Annotated in this window: 3 protein-coding genes; all 3 read left to right on the top strand. The window is 35.4% G+C overall.

What is annotated here, in order from left to right; genetic code table 11:
* A partial coding sequence (locus ABF281_RS03310) for a RagB/SusD family nutrient uptake outer membrane protein (protein WP_347180278.1) occupies window positions 1-477 on the top strand: 477 nt, incomplete at its 5' end.
* 33 nt (window positions 478-510) lie between these two features.
* Complete coding sequence (locus ABF281_RS03305; RefSeq protein WP_347180277.1) at window positions 511-3582, top strand: SusC/RagA family TonB-linked outer membrane protein; 3072 nt, start codon at window positions 511-513, stop codon at window positions 3580-3582.
* Window positions 3583-3606: 24 nt separating this feature from the next.
* Window positions 3607-4962 (top strand): RagB/SusD family nutrient uptake outer membrane protein (locus ABF281_RS03300; RefSeq protein ID WP_347180276.1); only part of this gene is annotated, 1356 nt, incomplete at its 3' end.

Raw genomic sequence — 4962 nt, 5'->3', positions numbered from 1 at the left:
GAATTTAACCCTATCATAAAGGAATATGCTGGAATGCGTATGCACATGAGGCTTACAGATGTTTATTTGATGTACGCTGAGGCATTACATGCTTCTAAGGGAGCAACTGCGGCACCAGATTCTTATGGTTTAACTGCGGAAGCAACTGTAAACCTGTTTAGAGATAGAGCAGGTATTCCAAGTGTAGATTCCGCTATTGTAGGGGATTCCAATAAATTTATGGATGAACTAAGAAGAGAAAGAGCTGTTGAATTGTGTTATGAAGCCCACAGATGGGTAGATATTCGTCGTTGGGGTGTAGCACATCTAGATCAGTACAGAATAAAGACAGCCTTAGATTTTAGTGAAAATCAAACCAATTTTGTTGCGAGGCTTCTTGTAGACAGAATTTGTGAATATCCTAAGCATTATTGGTTACCATTTGAGGCCAAGCAGACACAAATTTACGAAGGTTTTGATCAAAACCCAGGATGGTAATAAATTCGTTTTAACTAATTTAAAGAAAAAAAAATGAAGATAAATAAATTAAATAGGTTGGTTAGGCTACTAAGCTTTATCTTATTGTGCTTTTGTAATGTAGCAATAGCTCAAAATAAAGGTACAGCAGTAACCGCAGTTGTTGTCGATGAACAGGGAAATCCTCTAAGTAATGTTGGTGTTTATGCACCTAATGGTGTTCAGTCATTTACAAATGATGACGGTGAGTTTGAGATCAAACTGCTAAGTTATGAAACGGTAGTTATTAAGAAAGAAGGATACGAATCTGAGCTTATTAAGGCATATGATTTAGGGGGTGATATCACTCTGCAAAAGTCTACATTTCTTGCTTCAGATGATGATGTAATCAAGATGGGAGTTGCCACAAAAAACCGTCGTGAAATCGTAGGAGCTGTCTCCTCTGTTAACGTAAAAGACCGTCATGTTTATGACAATACGCAATGGGTAAGAGATTATATAAATGGTTTGACCTTAGGAATGAGAGGGTCCTCTAACGTAAGAGGATTAGGGAATGCTGTGTTTGTTATTGATGGTGTTATTGGTCGTGACCCTAATATTTTAAATATGGAAGAGGTAGACCAGATCACTATATTAAAAGATGCTAATGCAGTTGCGCTTTATGGAAGTCAGGCTAGAAATGGTGTAATTGTGATCAATACCAAAAGAGGTAAAGTTAATAAAAAGGAAATCAACGTTAATGTACGTTCAGGAATAAGAACCGCAATTTCGTTACCAAATTATCTTGACGCTGCAACTACTTTTGAACTTCGTAATGAAGCATTAGCCAATGATGGTCAAGATTTGAATCTTGTTGGATTCTCACCAGAACTCATTCAAAATACAAGAAGCGGAGTAAACCCTTACAAGTATCCAGATGTAGATTTGTATGATTATGTTGAGCCTTTTATAAACACTACAAATATTATCACTGAGTTTTCAGGAGGTAATGATGACAATCAGTATTATGTTAATATGGGTTGGAATCGTAGCAGCGCATGGGTAAACCTTAATGATGATATTAACGAGGGTGTTAACCGATTTAATGTTAGAGGAAATATCGATTTTAAAGTAAATGATTGGATTACTAGTAGCCTTGACGGTATCGCTATTGTGAGTGTTAATAAATCTTCAAGAGCAAATATTTTAGATGCTGCGACTACTTTTAGACCAGATGCTTATGCCCCATTTATCCCACTAGATTTGATTGAAAACTCCAATCCTATTGTGGTTGGTCAAGTACAGGCTGCAAGACAGTATAACAATGGAATGCTTTTGGGAACTTCACAAGAGTTTGGTGCGAATGCACCAGTTGCTTTAGCGATAGCCGGAGGGTATCAAAGTACAGTTTTTCGTTCAACACAATTTAACAATTCAATAAATTTTGATTTAGACGAAATAGCCGAGGGATTATCAGCAAAAACGTATTTAAGTTTTGATTTTTATGATTCTTACAACATCACTCTGGCAAATCAGTTTAAGACTTATGCTCCGGAGTGGGGAGAAGAAAAAGTTAACAATTTTGGGGTAGATGGATCCCGTATTTTTGGTGAAGACCTTAAAGATTTAACAGAATCTGTAAGTACCAACGGTTTTGTTTCTAGATTTGGTTTTTACGGTTTGGTCAACTATGATAAAACATTCAATGAAGATCATTCTTTTAACTCTACTTTGTTGGCTTATTACAATTCAACAAACACGAATGATGTCATACAAACAGATATAGATTCACACCTAGGATTCCAAATGGCTTATAATTTCAAGCAAAAATTATTTGTAGATTTTAGTGGTACCTACACACACTCTATAAAGTTACCGGAAGGAAACAGAGGTGATTTATCACCGACCATCGGTTTGGCATATATTTTAAGTGAGGAATCTTTCCTAAAGGATAGTGACTTCGTCAATTATTTAAAAGTAAAGACATCTGGAGGTATTATTAAGTCTGATTTAGGAATCAATCAATACTATTTATATGATGAGAACTATTCTAATACCGGAGGTAGATTTATATGGGCTGATGGTAGTTCTACTCAAAATTCTAACTTAAGACAAGACATCTCTCAAGGTGCAAATCCAAACTTAGGATTTGAAGAGCGTATAGACTTAAATATTGGTTTTGAAAGTTATTTGATGAATTCACTTTGGATAGAAGCGAATTACTTTAATACTGAGCTAGATAAGCAACTTACCTTCTTGCAAAATCAATATCCATCATTCTATGGAGATTTTAGACCTTATGATAATTTTAATAAAAATTTATACACAGGTTTTGAAATAGGAATGAATTATAATAAAACTATTAATGATTTATCTTTAAGCGTTGGTGCCAATGTATTATATAGTCAGACTGAAGCTATGAAGAGATCTGAAACGTATGAGTTTGATTATCAAAATAGAGCTGGAAAGGAACTTTCTACTATGTTTGGCCTAGTTGATCAAGGTTTTTATGCTGTAGATGACTTTAGTTTAGATGGAGATGGAAATTACATGTTAAATGAAGGTTTACCAGTTCCAAATTTTGGAGATGTTCAACCAGGAGATTTAAAATATCAAGATCAGAATAATGATAATATTATTGATCAAGATGACCAGGTGGCTATTGGTCAGTCTAGTAGTCCATGGTCTTATGGATTAAATTTGAACGTAAAGTATAAAGCTTTTAATTTATTTGTCCTTGGAACGGGTCAAACCGGAGGATTAGGAAGTAAATTGAGTAATTCTTTTAACAATTACTATGCTGTTAACGGAAATGTTAAGTATTCAGATGTTGTTTTAGGGCGATGGACCCCTGAAACTGCTGATACTGCTACTTTTCCAAGGCTGTCAAATCAAGCAAGTCAAAACAACTTTAGATCTTCTACATTTTGGACTTATGACACTAGTTACTTCAGCATCAATCGTGCTCAGCTAACTTATGAATTAGGAGACAATTTGTGTGATAAGCTTAGTGTTGAAGACTTGAGTGTCAATGTGTCTGGGTCTAATTTGTTTGAAATAGCAAAAGACAGAGATATTCGTCAATTAAGAATCGGTACAACTCCTCTAACCAGGAATTTTACTTTAGGTTTAAGAGTGTCATTTTAATACAAAACAAAATTTAGAGATAAAATGAGAAATTTAACAAAATATACATTGCTTGTGTTGGTTTTTTCCAGCATCATTGGTTGTGAGCCTGAGCCTATTGATGAGAATAGGCTAAATTTTGACTACGTTAGTACAGATCCTGAATCTGCGGAGGGGATATTACTAAACGCGTATACCGGTTTAGTGAGTCAGTTTTCTTTTTCAGAGGCTGCTACTGACGATGCAGTTAGCAATCAGTTGACTAATAATTATAAGAGAATGGCTCTTGGGGAGTTAAATGCTCAATTTAACCCAGCCTCACGATGGGGTAATTACGAGAGAGTATTTTGGGCTAACAAGTTTTTACAAATTATTGATGCTGATCAGATAGTTTGGAGTAGAGATGAAGTAGCCGATACCTTGTTCAATGCCCGTTTAAAAGGAGAGGCTTTAGCATTAAGAGGATTACATCATTTCTATGCACTTCAAGGGCATGCAGGAAAAAGTACTTCAGGTGAATTGTTAGGAGTACCCTATTTTACTGAATTTATAGCATCTGATGGAAACTTTGATACTCCTCGACTGACCTTTGAAGAAACAGTAGAAGCTATCATGAAAGACTTTGATGATGCTTTAGAGTTATTGCCAACAGATTATAATAATGATGCTGGTAGTATAGACGCCAAATATGATGGAGTAGATGTTGGTACCTATCAAAGAGTAAATGGTTCTCAATACAATTTGCGTATTTCGGGTAGAATAGTCAAGGCTTTAAAAGCAAGATTAGCTCTTTTTGCAGCGAGCCCATCTTTTTTGGATGGTCAAGGCTATTATGAGTTAGCAGCTGAATATGCGGGTGACATATTAGAATCTATTGGAGGAACTTCAGGTCTATCTCCAAGTGGTTTAGAATTTTATACTTCAGATAACAACATCAAAAATGATGATGAAATGCTGTGGCGTGGTTCCCTCGGTGGAAACAGTTCTGCTTATGAGGAAAGAATGTTTCCTCCTTCTTTAAATGGGAAAGGTGAAATCAATCCAACACAAAATTTTGTAGATGCATTTCCTATGTCTGATGGTACTCCAATTGATGTTTCTACAAGTGATTACGATCCTCAAGCTCCATATGAAAATAGAGATCCCAGATTAGAAAAGTTTGTGGTTGTCAATGGAAAAACATCTTTTGGGGCTTTAATTAATACTGGTGTTGGTGGTAAAATTGATCGATTAGATTCTATTGCTGAATTGTCTACGACTACAGGATATTATCTTAAAAAATTATTACGCCCTGATGTTGTACTAGCTAGTGATGGTACCAAAACAGGAAAAGGTCATGCAAGTGTGTATTTCAGATACACAGAATTATTTTTGATACTTGCAGAAGCAGCTAATGAAATT

The organism is Wenyingzhuangia sp., from assembly GCF_039768515.1.
GTDB lineage: Bacteria > Bacteroidota > Bacteroidia > Flavobacteriales > Flavobacteriaceae > Wenyingzhuangia.
This window is presented reverse-complemented; position numbering and strand designations above follow the sequence as displayed.